Source organism: Sodalis sp. (in: enterobacteria), assembly GCF_036327475.1.
Lineage (GTDB): Bacteria > Pseudomonadota > Gammaproteobacteria > Enterobacterales > Enterobacteriaceae.
The window spans coordinates 229,108-248,690 of record NZ_CP132913.1 but is presented as its reverse complement, the minus strand read 5'-3'; the positions used below and the strand labels follow the sequence as shown (position 1 = coordinate 248,690).

The window sequence follows — 19,583 nt, the reverse complement described above, 5'->3', positions numbered from 1 at the left end:
TCGATGGATTTTGACCTTTCAAGCCATTAGAGGACAACAAATAACTGACATACATCATAATAATGAAAATAATAAATACTAAATAACTATATTAAAAGAGCTAATTAATATCAATGCTAATAAACATAACGTTAAAAACAACTATCCTCACACTTTACCAGATGATCGAAATAAAATTCTCGGTGATCAAAATAAATAAACCGTTGCTCATGATAGCATTCGCCGTTATTTTTTAGTGAGAGTGAGAGAGACTGAGAATACTATACCGAGCAGCAACGATGCTTCAGGTTGTAAAGTGAGGCAAGTAGAATTTATTTCTAGTGCATAAATAAGGTAATATGGTCATTCCTACCAGCGTTCTGCCACCCCTCGCGGGATGGATGCGCGAGGGGTGGCGTAAACTGCTGACTGCCCTCCATCTTTTGCCAGCGTACGGCGTGCTACATTGTGCGCCCTACGCATGCCAAACAGGGCAAGTCATGACAAGGTAAACATAATGTAAGACGAAAGGATCAAAACAGCGACGATTCAGCCTGGCAAGAGCGGTGTCGGCTCTCGCCAGGCTGAGCGCGATGGTAACTGATGGCGGCACCCGCCGCCCATATAGAGAAACGACCACCCTACGGCGACCAAGGGGGATTGATGCCATCGCAGGAAGCAGCAAATTCGATTGCGACCCGCATTGGCCACGTTTTTAACCATGACCATTATTATGACCACCGCCCTCTCCCAGAACTTCATACCGCCTATCCGGTGCGTGTCGCCATCCGTGTGGTGTTTTATCGCCGTCTTCACCATAGTCCTTGGTGTCGATGGTGCCTTTCGCCAAAGCGCGGCTGGCGATTAACGATGCCCCTTCGCCTGCTGATCTGTCTGGGTTCAGCTCGCTGCTAGCGCTTCCGATGTTTGCCGGTTTGAGCGCGCTGAATATTACGATAAACATTCAAGCAGTAGCGAGAAGAAGGCCAGAGACCGCACCATGATATCCGGCTTTCACGACTTTTCTGGGCATTACCAGCGCCTGTCTGGTCAGCGCGCGCCGCGTAACCCATTAAGGAACAATCCGAGCCGGACCAGTTAGGTAAATTAAAAAAATCATGTTAATCGCGACTGCGCTGCTGAGCAGTTTTCTGGTATTTATCCTCTTATTTATTTCTTCGTTATGTCTCCTGGGTTATCAGGTGTTCTGTACCTACATGGTGGAAAAGCAGCATAGTCTGAGCATCATTGTCGCCTCCATGCAAAACGCATCGACAAATATTGCGTCACGGCCTATCAGCTTTATGACGCTACCGGCAAACGACCCGCAGGCGCTGCGACCCAACGACGAGATACGGCTGCGTCCAGGCATCCATTTTGTGAATAAACCCCACAAGAAAACCGACGCGATGATTTTCGTCACTATCTCAACGGGGCCGTGACCCGAATCCACGCCTTCGCGACAGCTATATCGGCTCGCTGGCGGATCTCGTCGTGTCGAAATGCTGCAGCAGGCCAACATCCTGAATGAACGCAAAAGCTTCTCTCCCCTACGCAATACGTTTTCTCAACGACTACTATTTCACGCAGCGCATGATATTCAATCAGCCAGGCCATCTGGCAACCATTATTGCCTTCGATTGGTCCATCAACGATCTTATCCCGCTGAATATGACGTGCGCCAATTTCGCACTCCAGACAGAAACGCCACGGACAGCGAGATAACGATATCGATGACGCCAAACAACCAGGTTAAACGCATCAGTATCGCAGTGGAAAAGAGATTCAGCAACCACAGTTTAAACAAATAGCAGCATGTGGTTATGATCAAAACGCCTGCGTTCGCCGCTGGTCAGGCTTAGCGGTATATTTTTCTGGCGCTGGCGAATCATCCAGCCTTATCGTTTGCTCGATGCCGATGAGCGCTTCCAGCTTATTGCCGCCATAAAAGGGGATAAGCACACAATAGCTGCCGCTGTCGTGCCGATTACCGGAGGCGACCCAACATGCGTTCCCTATCGGTTGCTGAGGCGCGCGTGGCGAAATTTGACACCTGGCATACTAGGCTTTCAGCATGGCGTTGTTGCCGTTCTCCACGCTGCGCATATTGCAATCGGCGCAGGTACGGGCTCTCAAGCCGATATAAACACCTGGTTGAGATCGTAGGTATCAGAAAAATTGTCTTTCCAATAGCTGAGAAATAGGTTAGTGCGCTGACCGTATCATGAAAACGCGGAGTTTCTTTGGCGCAGTCGTCATTGGGGATGAGCATGCTGTAGTGCGGCTGAGTTGAGTTTGCCACCGGCGTTGGCGTCCGGCCTTCCAGCCTAACCCGGGCTGCCGGTCAGCCTATTTTCCATCATGTATCTCAGCTGGTGCGTGATAATCCGCCGAGTGCCGGATATAATTCCGCACTTAATTCGTAGCTATTGCCGTGTTCCTGCTGCAGTACGAGTTCACACTGATGCAACAGGCTGATAAAATAAAGGAATGATATAAGGAAGGATAATGGCGAGCCGAACGCCCACAGCATTAGCGCCAGCGTCCTGAACAAGTAGCAGGAGATTTGATCGTACTGCGAAACGAAGTGAGATATTTCATCGTTCAGATAAAGAGAACAAGTGAGAACCAAAAAAGGCTAGCGCAACCGCGCTGGCACTTGTTTGTCGCCTTGACGCACCGGAGCGTCGCCGGACGAGAGTGTTATTCGCGTTCGCCGTCAACATCATCATCGATGACGCTGTCATCCGTGTCATCGGTACCCATGAGGCCGTCTTCAGGCGCCACATCCGGGATCGCTACCGAATTCAAATCCTCATCGTCCACCGGCTCGGCGACGCGCTGCAGTCCCACCACGCGCTCATCCTGCGCGGTGCGGATAAGAGTCACGCCCTGTGTGTTTCGCCCGATGATGCTTACCTCGGAAACCCGCGTGCGCACCAACGTGCCGGCGTCCGTTATCATCATGATCTGGTCGCAGTTATCCACCTGCACTGCCCCTACCACTTCGCCGTTGCGTTTGCTCACCTTAATGGAGATAACTCCCTGGGTCGCGCGGGACTTAGTCGGATATTCGGCCTGCGAGGTGCGCTTACCATAGCCATGCTGGGTGACCGTCAATATTGGCCCCTCGCCGCGCGGTACGATGAGGGACACCACCCGGTCGCCGTCCGCTAGATTGATCCCTCGGACGCCGGTCGCGGTCCGCCCCATGCTGCGCACTTGATTTTCCGGAAAACGCACCACTTTGCCATAAGCGGAGAACAGCATGACTTCGTTGCTGCCGTCGGTCAGATCCACTCCGATCAGCTCATCACCATCGTTAAGATTAACAGCGATAATCCCGACGCTGCGCGGTCGGCTAAACTCGATAAGCGAGGTTTTCTTCACGATGCCGCTGGCGGTCGCCATAAAGACGTGGCGTCCTTCTTCATAATCACGTACCGGCAAAATGGCGGTAATACGTTCGTTGGACTCCAGCGGCAGCAGATTGACTATCGGCCGGCCGCGGGCGCCGCGGCTGGATTCCGGCAACTGATAGACCTTCATCCAATACATCCGCCCTCGGCTGGAGAACAGCAAGATGGTATCGTGAGTGTTCGCCACCAACAGCCGGTTGATAAAGTCCTCTTCCTTGATGCTGGCCGCTGACTTGCCTTTTCCGCCGCGGCGCTGTGCCTCATAGTCCGTCAACGGCTGATACTTCACGTAACCCTGATGGGATAGAGTGACCACCACATCTTCCTGATTAATTAAGTCTTCGATATTGATGTCTGAAGCATTGGCAGTAATCTCGGTACGGCGCGGATCGCTATACTGCTCTTTAATAGCGACAAGCTCTTTGCGGATTACTTCCATCAGGCGGTCTGGATTCTGTAGGATGCGGATAAGTTCCGCTATCTGGGTCAACATCTCCTTGTATTCATTAAGTAGTTTTTCGTGTTCCAGACCGGTCAGTTTTTGCAGCCGCAGATCCAAAATCGCCTGGGCCTGCTGCGCGGTCAGATAATATTGATCGCCGCGAATGCCGTACTGCGGCTCCAGCCCCAGCCACTCAGGCCTGGCGTTGGCGTCACCGGCGCGCTCCAGCATGACGGAAACGGTGCCAAGCGCCCACGAACGCGCCACCAGGGTGGCTTTCGCTTCCGCCGGTGTCGGCGCATGGCGGATCAGTTCGATAATCGGGTCGATGTTCGCCAGCGCCAGCGCCAGCGCCTCCAGTACATGGGCACGCTCGCGGGCCTTACGCAGCTCAAAGATAGTACGGCGGGTTACCACTTCGCGGCGATGGCGCACAAAGGCGGATAAAATCTCCTTCAGCGGCAGGATCTTCGGCTGCCGCTGATGCAGCGCTACCATATTGATACCGAACGACACTTGCAGCTGAGTGAGGGAGTACAAATTGTTAAGCACCACCTCGCCAACCGCATCACGTTTAACTTCAATGACGATGCGCATACCGTCTTTGTCGGATTCATCGCGCAGGCCGCTGATGCCATCGATACGCTTTTCTTTGACCAGCTCGGCAATTTTCTCAATTAGACGCGCTTTATTCACCTGATAGGGAATTTCATGCACGATGATGGTTTCGCGGCCGGTTTTACCATCCGTTTCTACCTCGGCGCGCGCGCGTATATAGATTTTGCCGCGCCCGGTGCGGTATGCATCTTCGATACCGCACCGGCCATTGATGATGGCGGCAGTGGGGAAATCGGGACCGGGGATATACTCCATCAGACCTTCGACACTAATGTTCTCGTCGTTGATATAGGCCAGACAGCCGTCGATGACTTCCGCGAGGTTGTGCGGAGGAATGTTGGTAATCATCCCCACTGCTATGCCGGAAGAGCCGTTGACCAGCAGGTTAGGGAACCTAGTGGGCATGACATCGGGAATCTGCTCGGTGCCGTCATAGTTGGGCACGTAATCAACGGTCTCTTTTTCCAGATCCGCCAGCAACTCGTGAGCAATTTTCGCCATGCGCACTTCAGTATAACGCATCGCCGCGGCGGAGTCGCCATCAACGGAACCAAAGTTGCCCTGGCCATCCACCAACATATAACGCAGCGAGAACGACTGTGCCATACGCACGATGGTGTCGTAGACAGCAATATCCCCATGGGGGTGATATTTACCGATGACGTCGCCGACGACGCGCGCTGATTTTTTATAAGGTTTATTCCAGTCATTACCGAGCACGCTCATCGCAAACAGCACGCGACGGTGTACGGGTTTAAGTCCGTCCCGCACATCCGGCAACGCACGTCCGACGATGACGGACATGGCGTAATCCAGATAAGAACGTTTCAGCTCTTCTTCGATATTGACTGGTGTAATTTTTCTGGCAAGGTCGCTCATGGAGCTGCTATCCCTCTACTAAATGAAACTTTTACCCGGATTTAAAGGTGTAAAAGTATACCATCTTTCTTCTGTGAAAGGGCGCGGTCGCCGTTGAAAGGCGCAGCGGAATCATCTCATGCCCCAGTGGCACCCTCCTACGCTCTCCGTGCGCCGCTAATACAAGCTTTTGTGAGCAAACGGGCTGCAATACGGCCCGGTTGCACGTATACTTAATCGATAAATGAGTAAGGAGCTTTTGCATGACCTCAGAAGTAAGTAAGAGAGGCGAACCATAATGCCCCGCTTTAAAAATGTCGATCCGGGCGAAATCGCTAAATTCGACACCGTCGCTGCCCGCTGGTGGGATCTTGATGGCGAATTCAAGCCGCTGCACCGCATCAATCCCCTTCGCTTGGATTATATTCTCGAACGCGCCGGTGGGCTATTTGGAAAAAGCGTGCTGGACGTCGGCTGCGGGGGCGGCATTCTGGCGGAAAGTATGGCGCGCGAAGGGGCGAAGGTGATCGGTCTGGATATGGGCGCAGAACCGCTAGTGGTGGCCCGGCTGCACGCTTTGGAAAACGGTGTGGCCCTGGATTATCACCAAGAGACGGTCGAGGCGCACGCCGAGGCGCATCCCGGCACCTATGATGTTGTGATCTGTATGGAAGTGTTGGAGCATGTGCCAAATCCAGCGTCTATCGTCCGCGCCTGCGCGCGGTTGGTAAAACCTGGCGGCGAGGTGTTTTTTTCAACGCTGAACCGCAATCCGAAGGCCTGGCTTATGGCTGTCGTCGGCGCCGAATATGTGCTACATCTGGTGCCGAGGGGTACGCACGATATCAATAAATTCATCAAACCCGCCGAGCTACTGGATTGGGTGGACGACACCCTGCTGCGCGAGCGGCATATTATCGGTTTACATTACAATCCGCTGCGGGATCGTTTCTATTTGGGCGGTAATGTGGATGTGAATTATATGCTGCATACGCGACGGCAAGCGTAAGGTGCTAGCCGCCACGGAGCAGGAGTGCACACTCCTCCAGACGTCTTCGTCAGGTCGATGGCGTTGACCGCCTCGCGGGGAGGCTCGTCACGACGTAATCCTCTCTGTTGGGCCGCTTAACGCGTCATGGGCTGCCGTTTCTTCCCGAGATTCGTCAATTGCCTGGTTGTTGGTGCCCGTGTACGGCGCCGTCAAAAACAGACGGCGTTTAATTAAGCAACGATCGCGTTATTTTAGAAAATTTATCCCCTTAATTGACAAGGGCGAAGCGCAGGCACAATAGCGGCTTACCCGTTTGCTGACTATTCCCCCCTAACGTTATCCACAGAAGTTGGCAAGTTACTCACTTGCATTGCGGTGACTTTGTCACTATCTTGTCAAACTAACGAAAAGACCCCATATAGTGGTTTGCCATGGCAAGGCACTATTTTCCTGCGCGCCAGCAGGGCGTCTGCGGGTCACACAGACAGGTATAAAGGCGCATGAACCAGAGTCTGATAGTCACCAAGCGCGACGGGCGTAAAGAAACCATTAATCTCGATAAAATCCACCGGGTCATCAACTGGGCGGCCGAAGGGTTGGAAAACGTTTCTGTTTCCCAGGTGGAGTTGCGTTCCCATATCCAGTTCTACGACGGCATCAAAACCGCCACTATCCACGAAACTATTATCAAAGCCGCGGCGGATCTGATTTCGTGTGAGGCGCCAGACTACCAGTATCTCGCCGCCCGGTTAGCGGTGTTCCATTTGCGCAAAAAAGCCTACGGCCGGTTTGAGCCGCCGAAACTCTACGATCACGTTTCGCGTCTTGTCGAGATAGGCAAATACGATAAACATTTGCTGACGGACTACAGCGCTGACGAATTCGAGCAGATGGACAGGTTCATCGATCATTGGCGCGATATGAACTTTTCCTATGCCGCCGTCAAACAGCTTGAAGGGAAGTATCTGGCGCAAAACCGAGTAACTGGAGAGATTTACGAAAGCGCCCAGTTTCTCTATATTCTGGTGGCCGCTTGCCTGTTTTCCGGCTACCCGCGCGCGACCCGCCTCGACTACGTAAAAAGGTTCTACGATGCGGTGTCGACGTTTAAAATTTCGCTGCCGACACCAATTATGTCCGGCGTACGCACACCGACCCGTCAGTTCAGTTCCTGCGTACTCATTGAATGCGGCGATAGCCTCGACTCCATTAACGCCACCTCCAGCGCGATTGTAAAATACGTTTCTCAGCGTGCGGGGATTGGCATTAACGCCGGCCGAATCCGCGCGCTTGGCAGCTCGATCCGCGGCGGCGAGGCTTTCCACACTGGCTGTATTCCGTTTTATAAACATTTCCAAACCGCGGTCAAATCCTGCTCACAGGGCGGCGTGCGAGGCGGCGCGGCTACTTTGTTCTACCCCATGTGGCATATGGAAGTGGAAAGCTTGCTGGTGCTGAAAAACAACCGCGGCGTGGAAGCCAATCGGGTGCGCCATATGGATTACGGCGTCCAACTTAACAAACTGATGTACCAGCGCCTGGTCAAGGGCGGGGACATTACGCTGTTTAGCCCCTCCGACGTACCGGGGCTGTATGACGCCTTTTTCGCCGATCAGGATGAATTCGATCGGCTGTACACCCTGTACGAACAGGACAGCAGCATCCGTCAACGCCGTATCAAGGCGGTGGAATTGTTCTCGCTGATGATGCAAGAGCGCGCTTCTACCGGTCGTATCTATGTACAGAATGTGGATCATTGCAATACCCACAGCCCGTTCGACGCTGCGGTAGCGCCGATCCGCCAGTGCAACCTGTGCCTGGAAATCGCCCTGCCCACCAAGCCGCTCGAGAATGTTAACGACGATAGCGGCGAAATCGCCCTGTGTACTCTGTCGGCCTTCAACCTGGGGGCAATCGATAGCCTGGATGATTTAGGCGAACTGGCGACACTTGCGGTGCGCGCCCTCGATGCGTTGCTCGACTATCAGGACTATCCGATCCCAGCGGCTAAGCGCAGTGCCATGGGTCGCCGCACCCTTGGCGTGGGGGTGATTAACTTTGCGTACTATCTAGCCAAACATGGCGTACGTTACTCTGACGGCAGCGCCAATAACCTGACCCACCGTACATTTGAAGCCATTCAGTACTATCTGTTGAAAGCCTCAAACGATTTGGCCCGTGATAGCGGCGCCTGCCCGTGGTTTAATGAGACCACCTATGCGCGGGGTATTCTACCCGTTGACACCTATAAAAAAGATCTCGACAGCATCGTCAGCGAACCGCTGCATTACGATTGGGAAGCGCTTCGCGTGGATATCAAGCGGCACGGCTTGCGTAATTCCACCCTGTCGGCGCTGATGCCGTCGGAAACGTCTTCGCAGATTTCCAACGCCACCAACGGTATCGAGCCGCCGCGCGGCCTGGTGAGCATCAAAGCCTCCAAAGACGGCATCCTGCGTCAAGTGGTGCCGGAGTCCATCCGTTTGCAAGAAGCCTATGAGTTGCTGTGGAAAATGCCGAGCAACGATGGTTATCTGCACTTGGTGGGCGTGATGCAGAAATTCGTCGATCAGGCCATCTCCGCCAATACCAATTATGACCCGTCCCGGTTCCCGGCCGGTAAAGTCCCGATGAAGCAGCTATTGAAAGACTTGCTGACTGCGTACAAGTTCGGGGTGAAGACCCTGTATTACCAGAATACTCGCGATGGGGCAGAAGACGCTCAGGAAGACATGCAGTCAACGCAGCAGGACGATTGCGAAGGCGGCGCCTGCAAGATTTGAACATCTACGCTGGCGGTAACGATGCCGCCTGCATGTAACGGGAGTTCCCATGACCTATACTACATTTTCACAAGTTAAAAATAACCAACTGCAGGAGCCGATGTTTTTCGGTCAGCCAGTGAATGTTGCCCGCTTTGATCAGCAGAAATACGACATTTTTGAGAAACTGATTGAGAAACAATTGTCGTTCTTCTGGCGTCCGGAAGAAGTGGACGTGTCGCGCGATCGCATCGACTATCAAGCGTTGCCGGAGTACAAAAAACATATTTTTATCAGCAATCTCAAGTACCAGACGCTGCTGGATTCCATCCAGGGCCGCAGCCCCAATGTCGCACTGCTGCCGCTGATTTCGATACCGGAACTGGAAACCTGGGTGGAAACCTGGGCGTTTTCAGAAACTATCCATTCGCGCTCCTACACCCACATTATTCGCAACATCGTCAACGATCCGTCACTGGTGTTCGACGATATCGTCACCGATGAGGAGATCCTAAAACGCGCCAAGGATATTTCCGGCTATTACGACGATCTTATCGAGCTGACCAGCCATTATCATCTGCTGGGAGAAGGCACGCACCAGGTCAACGGCAAAACGGTTGTGGTGAATCTACATGAGCTAAAGAAAAAGCTCTATTTGTGCCTGATGAGCGTCAACGCACTGGAGGCGATCCGTTTCTACGTCAGTTTTGCCTGCTCGTTCGCTTTCGCCGAGCGCGAATTGATGGAGGGCAACGCCAAAATCATTCGCCTCATCGCCCGCGACGAAGCACTGCACCTAACCGGCACCCAGCATATGCTCAACCTGATGCGCTCCGGCGAGGACGATCTCGAAATGGCCGAGATTGCGCGCGAATGTCAGCAGGAAAGCTATGATCTGTTCTTGCTGGCGGCGCAACAGGAGAAAGACTGGGCGAGCTATCTGTTCCGCGGCGGGTCGATGATCGGCTTGAACAAAGATATTCTATGTCAGTATGTGGAATACATCGCCAATATCCGCATGCAGGCGGTCGGTCTCGATCTGCCCTTTACCACCCGCTCTAACCCAATTCCATGGATCAACTCCTGGCTGGTGTCGGATAACGTTCAGGTGGCGCCGCAGGAGGTGGAAGTAAGCTCTTATCTGGTGGGGCAGATTGATGCCGAAGTTAACAGCAATGACCTCAGCGACTTCCAGTTGTAACATGGCCCAGCCTGTAATCCACCTGCGCCAAACAACTCAACCGCTGCTGGACGCGCTGGAGGCGCATCAAGTGCCGGTGGATTCCAGTGCCACTCCGGTTACTGCGGCGCCTGCTGGCGGGAGAAGTGAAATATCACCAATAGATGTTTGTCAGCCGCGAGGAAATTCTGCTCTGCTGCTTACCGGTCGACGATATTGAGCCAGAGTGTAATCCTGGCCTGGCAAGGCCAGAGGCTCTTATTTTCCTTCCGGCATCTCTATCACCTTCAACGTCTCCACTTTAGCCCTCACCCCAATGTACCTGCCGCCATCGTGCGTAATAAATACACCATGAAATTGATTTTCCAGCGTCGCGCAGCGCCATAATACGCAAACACCGCATGATTGGAAATGCATGAACCAGCAGTTATTTTAATTGTGTTGTAGCAATGAGTGAAATGTTTTTTCAAACACTCTCAACTCGGCAAAAATAACGGTGAGTCTTTACCGACCATGACCCTTGGGAAAAAATCAAAGCCTTTCTTTAAAGGCGACACCCTGAAATGTCTTTTCGTCCTGCATGAACTCTGTCAAAAATCTATTTTGAATCATTGCAGGGAAAGCAAACTGCGACGACAGGCTTCACTTTACCAAAGTAAATGATTTGAAGTTCACCCTTAAAGACCTTAAACCGGTGTTATTGCTGAACTTGCAAAAGCGTGTTTACTGCAGGACGGGTTACCAGGAGAACGCCGAGCATCTTACTGATCCGTCAATTGGAAGGTAAGGGCCTCACCGCAACACAACTTCCACACACCGTTGACGTGTTACACCGCGACGCGCGACACCCCTCAAACTCGAAAAACCTCTCAAGTCGAATCCTCTGTTATGCTCGGTCAATCCACTCGAAGCGCTTATCACATTTAACGTACGCGGCTATCCTGACGTAAAGCGAAGGTTCCCCAGGCCATAGAAGTCTTTCAACAAAGCGCATTCAGCGTCTTCCCAACCATTTTCGCCCGCACTGGCGATGGTCGGATCATTAATGCTCCGTAATTAGTGTGATATGCCGTGCCTTACCTTAATTACCCAAAATGCTGACACACGTCAGCTTTTCCCAGCAGAAAAGTCTAGACAATCTCAAAGAACATCTACCGACGTGGCTAAAGCAGTATTCTCCCGACATCACGCTCATTATAATGGGTGGCCGAAGGGGCCGATTAAACCATTAATTGTAACTTATTCCGTAACAAAATTGCGCAAACCGGCATGCTTGGCTACCGAAAACTTTTAACTAAGCCTTCACATCCATATCTTTACTTCTCACTGCGTCGCATGTCGCCACATTGGCCAATGGCCATAGCGTACCGGCGAGCGGTATGCAATTTGCAGCGTCAGCGATGTTTTCTCACCCGATAATCGTTCTCATGCCTCCATCATTATTACCATCGTGCTCGGCAGAGTGTTTCTTTGTGCCTATGCCTACGATAAGGGTGTGGAGCGAGAGCTTAATCTGACTCCGGCCGCCACTAGCATGGTGACATCGGCCATTACGTTTTGTGCTATCCTCGGCGCGTTCTTCGGTGATTATTTCACCGATAAAATTGGCCGCTATTGGATATTTGCTGTTTTTGTGCTTGCAGCGCTAACCTATGCCTTCACCCTCGATGAATGGGTGCTCACCACCGCACGCCTTGTGATGGGCTGGGGTATGGGGATTGATTTAATTTGCCGGTGGCGATGGCGTTTTGGCGGAGTTTTCCCGCCTACGTAGACGAGATAACAAAGTCGCCAGTATTGCCGGAAGGGCGTACTACTTGGCTATGGCGACTGATCTTCGGCTTTGGCGCCGTACCGGCACTGGTGATTATCACCATCCGTAACTTGTTGGATTGATGCCGAGATGGTAATGGACGCACCGGCGCCGCAGATTAACCGCTGCGCCAAAGCCGGTTTGCACAATAAAACCAGAAACATACTGGTCTGGCGGGCGAATCGCCCGATCCGCGCCGAAGTCAATAAGTCCGGCCCGGCCTGTCCGCAGTAAGCAGCGCCCACCACTCGCCGGTCAGACTGACTTCTATCAAAGCGAGGTAGTAATAATCAACGCCACCGGCTTACCGCCGGCTTTCGTCAGGCCGAGCGCTAGCTATCCGAGCTTGCACTCATCGAAATGGGTATGGAGAGTCGGTGCAAATGAACAGCTGCGGCGAACGTCAGCGGCGTTGAGCGCGAACTGAAGCGATACAAACAGCCCTACGCTGGTCGGTCGGGCCAGAGTTTCCAGCAGCAACGGTCCTCAACGAGTTAAATACAATACGGGACATGATGGGCCTGGCGCTTAGGTGTGGTGAGGACGATACCCTATTGTAAGTCCTCTGCGGAGGCAGATATGTAAACACCGATTTGCGACGTTTGCTACTCCCGCGCCGCACCGCTGAATAACTATTGGAGACCGGCGGCTTTATTTTCCTGCCATTCTTAATCGGCATCGGATCCCGGCACAATACCGGCGCCGGCATAACAGCCAGATCTGGTGACTTGACACCCAGGCCAAGCGTAACGCTACACAAAACCTGTTCTCATTAAGGGTCAGGTAGTCTGCTGGTCCGGCAGACTAGCGGCTGGCAAGGGATTCGCGATGCCGGATAAACGCTGCCGCCGTCTGTAATAGCGCTAGTCAGAACCGTCGTCGGCATGCTGCAAATCTCCCTGAATTCCCTGCCGTAAATGCTGTGCGGCACAGGAGGATGATTTCTGGGCCGCTGACATCTAGCGCCCGCGCGGGCCTGTGTAATCATTGGAAAATATCCCCGCCAGCAGATTTGATTTTTTACGTGCAGCGTGGAACGCAAGCAGCACCACTTTCTTCAGCCCGTCCTGGCTGAATGCTCCAATACCTGAGCGACAAGGCGTCGCTACGCCGGCAGCTCTCGGGGAGATGCATTACGCCGGCTGCTGTGGCCGTCAGCAACGGAAGGGGCTCCGTGGATAAAGTCATTATTATCCGATACCGATCCTGCAGATGCTGCCAGCCCAGGCGCGGCAAAACAGTGCGCTTTCCGGCTTACTGGCGTCGGCACCAAAGGCGTTGAACCACAAAATCCGCAATCCCCTCCCTTACCGCCGGCTGCGCGATCAGGAAGCGCTGTGCATCGCCAAGGAAGGGGAAACGGCACACCGCTCTGCAGTTGCCATCTCTTCATGAGTGTTGCGGTGCTGCCAACAGATGCTGCCAACAGATACAGCGGCCACGCCTTGAGCCAGTTCAGCATCGCCGCCGCCGTGCCGTCCGACAAAGGCAGCATCACTTGCCAAACGCCAGCTGCCGCCGGCATCAAACCAGCATCGAAGTATTGAAGCAAAGTGGAAAAACAGTGACAGCATACGTTTATTTCAATACTGAAACAATGGGATGGGTTATATCAGCGTGCCAAAGCAGCCCTACCACCAGAACAACCAGGGCATCGATACCGACGCCGTGCTAGGGGATTTCTTGCAAATAATCATCCGCGGTACTCACTGCCTGTCGGGTTTTCAGATAGTGGGTGTCGCGCCTGGCTCATCCGCGTTTTAATATCATCTAGGGCTTGCTGCGCACTTAGCTAGACATACTTTTGATCAGTTTTATCAACGGAATAAGATAGCACCTCGTCCAGAGTTTCGAACAGGAGCTGAACGTCATCGTCAACACCAGCAGCGAGGAAATCAGCACCATAACCCAGTCGGCGGTCAGTGCTCAATTGGATGGGGCATCGCGCCGCAGGTTTTCCGGCGGCGCGAGGCAGAAGCTGACCATGATACGCAAGTAGTAAGATAGCCCGATAGCAGTACAAACTACCACCGCACCGGTCAGCCAGCCCAGATGGCTATTCACGTTGAGCGCGATGACGTAGAACTGCTGATAAAGCCGAGCGTCATAGTGATGCCCGCCAGCGACAGCATCATCACAGTCAGCACTGACAACAGCAGTGGCTTATGCCAAACAGACTGCGGTAGGAATACAGTAAATCCGAATCTTCGCCGGTATGGGGACTGGACATCAAGCTGACTACGCCGAACGCCACAAGGCTTGCGAACACATAACCCGCCAGATAAATGCCGGCGGTTTCCAGCGCCAGTATGCGGGCCTGTACCGCGGTTAATCCTACCAACAAATGGCCAAGATGAGCAATGGACGAATAATCCCCAGCACCTGTTTGATTCAGGTTGCCGAACAGCATTGAGGCGAAGGCTCATGATAGCCAGCGCCAGTCGCACCACTTCATTGTTGGTCACCGGCGCGCAGAGGAACAAGCGCATCACCACCGCGAAAATCGTGATTTTACTGGCGGTCGCCAGGAAGGTGGACACCAGCGCGCCCTGGTAAACATCTGGCGTCCACGGGTGGAACGGCGACAGCAGCAGCTTGAAGCCGACGCCGACAATCATCATGCCGAAACCAGCCAACAGAACCGGTTGCGCCAACATGCCGTCGTTAAGCGTTTGGCCAATGCCGGTGAAAAGCAGGTGAAGAGTTCTAGTATCACCAGCGCCATACGAACAGCAAGAAGGAGGCGTCTCCGCGGACAGTAGTGTGTACTTAATGCTGACTTCCAGCGAGCGCTTTTGGCGGAATGCATAACCCACCATACCTAATAGCGACAGCGAAATCATCTCAATACCGAGGATCAGCACCAGCGGATAAAATTTCATTGCAATTGTCCAGATAGCCTACCATCCAGACATAGGCCAGCGCGCTGATCGCCAGGATAGCCAATCAGTACCAGCCCTGCGCAGAGCTGGAGTAACCGTCGACGCGCATCATCGGTGTCACGTCCATCGTGTCATTCTGCGCTACGAACCACAGCGACAGCAGCGCCAGGTTTAGCCAGATGACTTGTCAGCGTTGAGTTGATAAAGTCGTTGCGTCGCCACGCAATGCACAGCATCAAAACCACCACCGTTAAGCCCACGATCAACAGCGGTAATAATGCGATCAGTTGTTGAGGAGTCACTCTGCTCCACAGACCTCCCATTTGGCGCATATCGCGGGTGTGCGGGCGCTCAATACAGCTGACTACAAATAATGAACATGCCGGCGACTGACAGACAGTGAGCGATCATCTGTATCACCGCGCCGCGATAGGCCACCTGGCTGGCGCTGTAGATGGCAATCAGCACAAAGCCCATGTAGGAAACTGAGTAGGCGATGAGGCGCTTGATATCGGCCCGCGAGAACGCCATCCAGGCGCCGTAAAAGATGCCAACCACCCCAAGCCACATTGGCGATATAGGTGAACTGGTGCGAGGCGTGAGAAAACAGCGGCATGCTAAAGCGCAGCATCCCGTAGGCCGCGGTTTTCAGAAATATCCTCGCCAGGTCCACCGAACCGGCGGTAAGCGCCTGACTGCGGGCGCGTCCGGTAGCCAGCCATGCGCTAGATGGTACTCAATGGCCAGAAGAAACACGCAAAAGGCTATATCTAAGGGCCGGAGACGCTGGCGTCGATGCGCCTGTGTGCCAATGTGCCTGTACAGCATGGCTCCAGACCGCCCTAGGCGGTTATCAGAGCATCAGCGAGTTATGCAACCAGGCATACGGCCATATGAGTAGCGAACTGGGCCTTGGAGCTTATCAACGATATCCCCATAACGCCAAACGCTTCAGTATCCATGACGATCAAAGCTGGTCGTTACATTGCCGCGGGTCAGTGAGTCGGAAACCGCCATCGGTAAATTTAGCCGCTTTATGCAGCATTATCACCAACAAGCCCACGGCAAGCTAATATAGAGCCCTACCGATGATGCCGTAGCAGCAGAGATATCTAGAGCTACCGCGAGTCGGCGCCGAGTGTTAGAGGACTGCGCGCCGGCGATCGGGAGATTTGCATATCCACCGCCGGGTGCGCACAATAGCATTTCCGTTGTCGCGTCTTTCTGGAAACGTATATGACCCAAAGCCACTTCTTCACCCATCTGTCACGCCTAAAACTGATTAACCGCTGGCCGCTGATGCGCAATGTGCGTACAGAAAATGTCTCGGAGCACAGTCTGCAGGTGGCGTTTATCGCACACGTTCTGGCACTCATCAATAATCGCCTATTCGGCGCTGACCTGAATGCCGAGCGTATTGCGCTGCTGGCAATGTATCACGACGCCAGCGAAGTGCTGACCGGCGATATGCCGACGCCCATTAAGTATTACAACGCCCAAATCGCCCACGAGTACAAAAACATTGAAAAAATCGCCCAACAAAAGCTGATAGATATGATCCCGGAAACCCTACGCGAGGATTTTCGTCTGCTCATCGACGAGCAGCACTACTTGCCGGAAGAGAAAGACGTAGTCAAGCAGGCCGATGCGCTGTGCGCCTATCTCAAGTGTCTGGAGGAGATTTCCGCCGGCAATACCGAATTTACCATAGCGATGGCGCGCCTAGAAAAAACGCTGAACGAGCGGCACAGCCCTGCGATGGACTATTTCCAGACGGTGTTTATCCCGAGCTTCAGCCTATCGCTGGATGAAATTAGCCAAGATTCGCCGCCGTAGCGTCACCTTGCTAAAACGTGCCTTCGCCTGAAGAGATGACCTGCCTCTGGCCAGTCAGAGAGGGTGGAGTAACGGCACCACCGGCACGCTCGCGGCCACCACTAACAGGATGAACGGCAGGCCGATACGAACAATCAGAATGAGCCTCGGCCAGTGGATCGCTTTATAGGCGCTGTCCATATCGATACAGCGAAACTTGCCTATTAGCAGACAGGTGACGAGAGCAACAATAGGATTAGGAATATGTCGGTTGTCATCATGCAGACCATGAGCACCAGCGCCAACAGCGCATGGGGCGCCTGACTGGCCGCCGATGCAACCTGGTCCACTTCGGCCGGCAGATTGAGCAGGATGAAATCGCGCGTGCGAGACTGTAACTGCCGGATACGTTTTTAGTCGCCTATCACCAGCAGGATATCCCCCAGCTGTAACGGCTCGTCGATAGCATACCCAGTAGCGTCTCGCCGTTGCGGCGGACGCCAGCCACATTCAGTCCGTAACGGCTGCGAAACGTCACCTTTTCTTAGGCTATGGCCCAACAGAGCGGTTCTTGGATCAGGCTGACCTCCGTCATTTCCATGTCACGCGCCTGGCCTGCATCCATCACACGGGCGCAGATAGGTATTACCGCCAGCGCTGACGTTACCCGGTGGAACTTACGCCAACGTTAGCGATCGCGCAGGCGCATGTCATCTAGTCAGCGGTCGATAAGCGGCGAGCCGGAACGACCGTCATCAGGGGCGTCAGCCAAAACGGCTACCGCCATATAATCTGTACCAAGCACCAGATAGCCGATCGGCGTCGCCGCGAAAAAGCCGAACGCTGGCAGATTGTTGCGCAACAGTTCGCTATTGAGCGCCATATTGGGCGGCGTCACCACCAGTGATGCCGCTGATAAGTCAGGCGAAACTGAGAGGCATCATCAACCGGCCCAGCGATGTTTTCATACACTGCGCGTGCTGAGCACTACCAGAATAAAGATGGCCGCCACGCCGATTGAGCTCATAAACCTGCCCAGCGAATATCGCAGTAGCATGCGCAGCTCGCTGCTGCCAGCCATTCATGCTAGCCAGTTCACATCCCACCGACAGCGCAATGCCAGTACTTATCACTTCGTCGGCGATGACGAACAGTACGGCGATAAGAAGCACGTTAGGTAGGGGCACTGAAGCCAGCAGTAGCTTCAGCCAGGGTCAGCGTTCGCTCAGCACGAAGGCGAAAATAACTAAGAGCGTCACCACATCCATGCACATTCCCAGTGATAAACAGCGCCACCGCCGCCAGCAGCAGGCAAGCACCCAGAGGAGTCTGTCGCTCATATCAACATCCCAGTCTTAATACAGACATTACGGTATGTTATAAAAACTCTCGGCGAGGGGGCTCAAACTATTTTGTGCAATCAGGCGGCCTCTCAGCGACTCACCAGGATATACGTCACCACCAACTGGTGCAGCAAACAGATCAGACTGTAGGTGGTTGGTGTCGTTCAACAGCTCGTGTGCGCCCGGTAGCGCGCTTACGCCGTCGATGGTTTCGGCTTCAAAGCGTTTCAGCAGATGAAATTCATGCTGTATCATCTCTTCGGCTTTGTGGATAATATCACACCTCTACCTCCGGTGTGCTGTGACACCACGCCCAGTTGCCCAAGGCCAGTTCCACCGCCGGCAACGAATCGATCAAAGTCCCATAAACCTCAACCGCACACAAGCTGCGATGATTTGCACCGTGCTCAGGTGATATTGACGCGGGCAGGTCTGCCAGACAGCCAACATACGCAGGTATTTATCCCATATTTTTGTCTAGGCGTTGAAACCGCGGGTACCGGAATCAAAGTTGGTATAGCGCTCTTCGGTGAATACCATAAAACGGACAATAGTCAAAACAGCGGGCATTCGTAGTGGCATCAAAACCGAAAACGTCAGGCGGCGTTCGTTAATGTCATGGCGGTCCTTCAAATTGGACCAGGACATCTGCATGACGTGATGCATTTCCATGATATTGATAATACGGTAAACTTCTTCGCTCAACGCGCCGAAATCGCGATCCAACTCGCGCATTTGAAGACCGTAGCCGCGCTCGACGATGGTTTGCAATCGGCGATACGCCGTTGCCGGGGTCAAGCAAGGTCATCATTTTGTATTGATTTGACAAGATAATCTGTTGGGCGTTGGTCATGTCCATAAAACACTCTTGGTGTTAAAAGCCTGGCCGCGACAGGAAAGTTCGCAGGCGTCAGATATGGCATAGCGCTGAACGCCAGAGTAATACAAAACCCGCTTTATTTGATGTAAAGCATAACCGGATGAAATATTTATAGCGGCAGAATTTACAAGTCATCCAGAAACGCTTTAGTAGCTTAAATGCTCTTTTAACACTTCAGCCAACATCTGATGGGTCGGTACCTCTTCCATCAACGTCAGCCCCTGGCCGGCCTCATTGAGCTTTTGCTGCATCTCGTGGAACTAGTTCAATAACAAAGGCGTCGGCGTAACCGACCGCCTGCCGAGTCACCGCAGGCCTTATCGGCAAGCTACAGGCAAAGATAGGGGTCGCCACCGCGAGACCGAGCTGCTCCTCCGAGGACAATTTGCCAGTTCAGGGTAAAGACCGCGACCGCTGGCATGTCGTGCACGCCGAAATAGGTAGCGCGAACCACACGGTGTTCAGTGAAGATATGCACCAGGCTTTTCGACGGGCACATATGGTGTTGTCCGCATTAAAAATTTTTTACCAACTTACCGAATCAGAAGGGAGCGCCGACATAGCGGCTCTCAACTTTATGAGCAATGATTAAAATCCTCGC

Annotated in this window: 15 protein-coding genes and 5 pseudogenes; 10 read left to right on the top strand and 10 right to left on the bottom strand. The window is 53.3% G+C overall.

The window, feature by feature from the left end; genetic code table 11:
- Nucleotides 1–694: 694 nt before the first annotated feature.
- Nucleotides 695–943 (bottom strand): hypothetical protein, encoded by a 249-nt coding sequence (locus GPOALKHO_RS01375; RefSeq protein WP_406702643.1) that lies wholly within the window; start codon nucleotides 941–943, stop codon nucleotides 695–697.
- 154 nt (nucleotides 944–1,097) lie between these two features.
- On the opposite strand from GPOALKHO_RS01375, the gene GPOALKHO_RS01370 reads away from it, so the two are divergent.
- Entirely contained in the window at nucleotides 1,098–1,421 is a 324-nt protein-coding gene (locus GPOALKHO_RS01370; RefSeq protein ID WP_406702641.1) for a hypothetical protein, read from the top strand.
- Between the two features lie 385 nt (nucleotides 1,422–1,806).
- Here the strand turns inward: GPOALKHO_RS01370 and GPOALKHO_RS01365 are convergent, their stop codons facing one another.
- Nucleotides 1,807–1,941, bottom strand: coding sequence for a hypothetical protein (locus tag GPOALKHO_RS01365; RefSeq protein WP_406702640.1), 135 nt, complete (start codon nucleotides 1,939–1,941; stop codon nucleotides 1,807–1,809).
- Between the two features lie 741 nt (nucleotides 1,942–2,682).
- The gene (gene gyrA, locus GPOALKHO_RS01360) at nucleotides 2,683–5,337 is read right to left on the bottom strand and encodes a DNA topoisomerase (ATP-hydrolyzing) subunit A (RefSeq protein ID WP_406702639.1); all 2,655 of its coding nucleotides are present in this window, start codon (nucleotides 5,335–5,337) and stop codon (nucleotides 2,683–2,685) included.
- Between the two features lie 277 nt (nucleotides 5,338–5,614).
- On the opposite strand from gyrA, the gene ubiG reads away from it, so the two are divergent.
- From ubiG to GPOALKHO_RS01325, 7 genes are all read left to right on the top strand, one after another.
- Complete coding sequence (ubiG, locus tag GPOALKHO_RS01355) at nucleotides 5,615–6,325, top strand: bifunctional 2-polyprenyl-6-hydroxyphenol methylase/3-demethylubiquinol 3-O-methyltransferase UbiG (protein WP_406702637.1); 711 nt, start codon at nucleotides 5,615–5,617, stop codon at nucleotides 6,323–6,325.
- Nucleotides 6,326–6,807: 482 nt separating this feature from the next.
- Nucleotides 6,808–9,090, top strand: a complete 2,283-nt coding sequence (nrdA, locus tag GPOALKHO_RS01350; protein WP_406702636.1) for a class 1a ribonucleoside-diphosphate reductase subunit alpha — start codon at nucleotides 6,808–6,810, stop codon at nucleotides 9,088–9,090.
- 49 nt (nucleotides 9,091–9,139) lie between these two features.
- Entirely contained in the window at nucleotides 9,140–10,270 is a 1,131-nt protein-coding gene (gene nrdB / locus GPOALKHO_RS01345; protein WP_406702633.1) for a class Ia ribonucleoside-diphosphate reductase subunit beta, read from the top strand.
- Nucleotides 10,271–11,699: 1,429 nt separating this feature from the next.
- Nucleotides 11,700–12,023, top strand: a complete 324-nt coding sequence (locus tag GPOALKHO_RS01340) for an MFS transporter (protein WP_406702632.1) — start codon at nucleotides 11,700–11,702, stop codon at nucleotides 12,021–12,023.
- Between the two features lie 129 nt (nucleotides 12,024–12,152).
- Nucleotides 12,153–12,296, top strand: coding sequence for a hypothetical protein (locus tag GPOALKHO_RS01335; RefSeq protein ID WP_406702631.1), 144 nt, complete (start codon nucleotides 12,153–12,155; stop codon nucleotides 12,294–12,296).
- Nucleotides 12,297–13,274: 978 nt separating this feature from the next.
- Nucleotides 13,275–13,457 (top strand): hypothetical protein, encoded by a 183-nt coding sequence (locus tag GPOALKHO_RS01330; protein ID WP_406702630.1) that lies wholly within the window; start codon nucleotides 13,275–13,277, stop codon nucleotides 13,455–13,457.
- A gap of 207 nt (nucleotides 13,458–13,664) precedes the next feature.
- Entirely contained in the window at nucleotides 13,665–13,826 is a 162-nt protein-coding gene (locus GPOALKHO_RS01325; protein ID WP_406702628.1) for a hypothetical protein, read from the top strand.
- Between the two features lie 165 nt (nucleotides 13,827–13,991).
- Here GPOALKHO_RS01325 and GPOALKHO_RS01320 read toward each other — a convergent pair.
- Together GPOALKHO_RS01320 and GPOALKHO_RS01315 are read right to left on the bottom strand one after the other, a co-directional pair.
- Nucleotides 13,992–15,267: pseudogene (locus tag GPOALKHO_RS01320) on the bottom strand (NADH-quinone oxidoreductase subunit N); the annotation flags it as partial.
- Nucleotides 15,244–15,670, bottom strand: a pseudogene (locus GPOALKHO_RS01315) (proton-conducting transporter membrane subunit); the annotation flags it as partial. The pseudogenes GPOALKHO_RS01315 and GPOALKHO_RS01320, both read right to left, overlap by 24 nt.
- A gap of 3 nt (nucleotides 15,671–15,673) precedes the next feature.
- Here GPOALKHO_RS01315 and GPOALKHO_RS01310 point away from each other — a divergent pair.
- Nucleotides 15,674–16,022, top strand: a pseudogene (locus GPOALKHO_RS01310) (aminotransferase); the annotation flags it as partial.
- A gap of 158 nt (nucleotides 16,023–16,180) precedes the next feature.
- On the top strand, nucleotides 16,181–16,780 hold the full coding sequence (gene yfbR, locus GPOALKHO_RS01305; RefSeq protein ID WP_406702627.1) for a 5'-deoxynucleotidase: 600 nt from the start codon (nucleotides 16,181–16,183) through the stop codon (nucleotides 16,778–16,780).
- A 111-nt stretch (nucleotides 16,781–16,891) separates the two neighbouring features.
- Here yfbR and GPOALKHO_RS01300 read toward each other — a convergent pair.
- From GPOALKHO_RS01300 to GPOALKHO_RS01280, 5 genes and pseudogenes are all read right to left on the bottom strand, one after another.
- Nucleotides 16,892–17,840 (bottom strand): annotated as a pseudogene (locus GPOALKHO_RS01300) (SLC13 family permease); the annotation flags it as partial.
- 133 nt (nucleotides 17,841–17,973) lie between these two features.
- On the bottom strand, nucleotides 17,974–18,099 hold the full coding sequence (locus GPOALKHO_RS01295; protein WP_406702626.1) for a hypothetical protein: 126 nt from the start codon (nucleotides 18,097–18,099) through the stop codon (nucleotides 17,974–17,976).
- A 27-nt stretch (nucleotides 18,100–18,126) separates the two neighbouring features.
- The gene (locus tag GPOALKHO_RS01290; protein WP_406702625.1) at nucleotides 18,127–18,357 is read right to left on the bottom strand and encodes a hypothetical protein; all 231 of its coding nucleotides are present in this window, start codon (nucleotides 18,355–18,357) and stop codon (nucleotides 18,127–18,129) included.
- 99 nt (nucleotides 18,358–18,456) lie between these two features.
- A pseudogene (locus tag GPOALKHO_RS01285) lies at nucleotides 18,457–18,837 on the bottom strand (YfbU family protein).
- 473 nt (nucleotides 18,838–19,310) lie between these two features.
- The gene (locus GPOALKHO_RS01280; protein ID WP_406702624.1) at nucleotides 19,311–19,481 is read right to left on the bottom strand and encodes a DUF412 family protein; all 171 of its coding nucleotides are present in this window, start codon (nucleotides 19,479–19,481) and stop codon (nucleotides 19,311–19,313) included.
- Nucleotides 19,482–19,583: the final 102 nt, after the last annotated feature.

What these genes read in the sequence shown, in the direction of transcription:
- GPOALKHO_RS01375 (WP_406702643.1), bottom strand. Translation starts at nt 943, where the DNA reads ATGTTTATCGTAATATTCAGCGCGCTCAAACCGGCAAACATCGGAAGC.
- GPOALKHO_RS01370 (WP_406702641.1), top strand. Translation starts at nt 1,098, where the DNA reads ATGTTAATCGCGACTGCGCTGCTGAGCAGTTTTCTGGTATTTATCCTC.
- gyrA (WP_406702639.1), bottom strand. Translation starts at nt 5,337, where the DNA reads ATGAGCGACCTTGCCAGAAAAATTACACCAGTCAATATCGAAGAAGAG.
- ubiG (WP_406702637.1), top strand. Translation starts at nt 5,615, where the DNA reads ATGCCCCGCTTTAAAAATGTCGATCCGGGCGAAATCGCTAAATTCGAC.
- nrdA (WP_406702636.1), top strand. Translation starts at nt 6,808, where the DNA reads ATGAACCAGAGTCTGATAGTCACCAAGCGCGACGGGCGTAAAGAAACC.
- nrdB (WP_406702633.1), top strand. Translation starts at nt 9,140, where the DNA reads ATGACCTATACTACATTTTCACAAGTTAAAAATAACCAACTGCAGGAG.
- GPOALKHO_RS01335 (WP_406702631.1), top strand. Translation starts at nt 12,153, where the DNA reads ATGGTAATGGACGCACCGGCGCCGCAGATTAACCGCTGCGCCAAAGCC.
- GPOALKHO_RS01330 (WP_406702630.1), top strand. Translation starts at nt 13,275, where the DNA reads ATGCTGCCAGCCCAGGCGCGGCAAAACAGTGCGCTTTCCGGCTTACTG.
- GPOALKHO_RS01325 (WP_406702628.1), top strand. Translation starts at nt 13,665, where the DNA reads ATGGGTTATATCAGCGTGCCAAAGCAGCCCTACCACCAGAACAACCAG.
- yfbR (WP_406702627.1), top strand. Translation starts at nt 16,181, where the DNA reads ATGACCCAAAGCCACTTCTTCACCCATCTGTCACGCCTAAAACTGATT.
- GPOALKHO_RS01295 (WP_406702626.1), bottom strand. Translation starts at nt 18,099, where the DNA reads ATGAGCGACAGACTCCTCTGGGTGCTTGCCTGCTGCTGGCGGCGGTGG.
- GPOALKHO_RS01290 (WP_406702625.1), bottom strand. Translation starts at nt 18,357, where the DNA reads ATGATACAGCATGAATTTCATCTGCTGAAACGCTTTGAAGCCGAAACC.
- GPOALKHO_RS01280 (WP_406702624.1), bottom strand. Translation starts at nt 19,481, where the DNA reads ATGTGCCCGTCGAAAAGCCTGGTGCATATCTTCACTGAACACCGTGTG.